2 protein-coding genes are annotated in these 1,504 nt (G+C 64.0%); both read left to right on the top strand.

Features of this window, described 5'->3' with window-relative positions; all coding sequences use genetic code 11:
• The coding region (locus D3H34_RS32525) for an STAS domain-containing protein (RefSeq protein WP_147400587.1) at nucleotides 1–708 on the top strand (708 nt) is incomplete at its 5' end.
• 52 nt (nucleotides 709–760) lie between these two features.
• A partial coding sequence (locus D3H34_RS32530; RefSeq protein ID WP_286186556.1) for a GGDEF domain-containing protein occupies nucleotides 761–1,504 on the top strand: 744 nt, incomplete at its 3' end.

Here is a 1,504-nt window from a genome sequence, read left to right on the forward strand (position 1 = left end):
GTGTTCGCCATCGGCTTCGTGTTCATCGTGCTGCTGTGGCTGACTCCCGCGCTCTACCATGTGCCGCAGTCGGCGCTGGCCGCGATCGTCGTCACCGCCGTTCTCAACCTGATCAAGCCGCAAACCATGTTCCGGCTGTGGCGCGTGTCACGCACCGAAGCCGGCATCGGCCTCGCAACCTGCGTGCTCACGCTGGCCACGGCGCCGCGGCTGTACTGGGGCGTGCTCGCGGGCATCGTGATGGCGCTGTGCCACTTCCTCTACCAGCGCCTGCATCCGCGCATCATCGAAGCCGGCCTGCACGCCGACGGCAGCCTGCGCGACCGCCATCTGTGGCAATTGCCGGCCCTGGCCCAGGGCGTGTTCGTGCTGCGCATGGATGCCGAGCTCGATTTCGCCTCGGCCCGGGCGCTCGAGCAGCGCATCGTCGACCACCTGGGCGCGCACCCGGAACTGCACCATCTGTGCCTGCTGGCCCAGCCCATCAACCGTATCGACATTACGGGAATCGAGACTTTCCGACGCATCCGAGGACTGCTGCGCCAACGTGGTGGCACACTCCACGTCAGCGGACTCAAGCTGCCCGTGGAAAATAGCTTGCGACGCGCCGGTGCGCTCGCTCCCGACACCGATCTGGCGCTGTACCGCACCGACGCCGAAGCGTTGGCGGCCCTGCAGAATCTGCATGGGGCGCAGACACCTTGTTGAGCCACCGGGATATGTGGGGCTGATACACTCTCGTAACACTGATTTGCACTTTGTGACTGGTTCCGCGACCTACCAATCCGTCTTCTTGCGCGACCTGCGCCTGTCTACGGCCCACAGCCTGGTAACCCAGGCTGGTGCGCCGGGTCTGGTGCTGCCCAACGAGACTCCCACCCGCTACCTGCAGGCAGTAATTGACGGCCTGTGCGATCTCTCCTTGCGCGATCCGCTGACGGGACTGGCCAATCGCCGGCACTTCCGCACCGTGCTCGAACGTGAAATCGACCGCATGGCCCGATCGGGCGAAGCCGCTCTGCTGCTGATGCTCGACATCGACCATTTCAAGAAGATCAACGATACCCACGGCCATATCGCGGGCGACGTCGTCCTGCAGTCCGTCGCGCGCACGCTGCTGGGCTGCGTGCGCCCCATGGACACCCTGGCACGCTACGGCGGCGAGGAATTCGCCATCGTCCTGCCCTCGTGCCAGGCCGCATTTGGCCGCTCGATCGCCGAGCGTATCCGGGAGGCCGTCGAGTCGACCCTGATCCGCGTCTCGCCGGCCCTGGATCTGAATGTCTCCGTGAGCATCGGCGGTGCCTATGCCCTGCAATGGATCCGCAGCACCCCGCAGCTGTGGATCGAACGCGCGGACAACCAGCTCTATCAGGCAAAATCCGCTGGCCGAAACCGTATCTGCATCGAAGAGCAACCCGACAGCACCGTGAGTGCAGAAGAAAAAAGCATGTTGTTTGGCCCACTGTCCATGTATCTTCATGCAAATGAAGCAGATCCATCG

The organism is Acidovorax cavernicola (genome assembly GCF_003581445.1).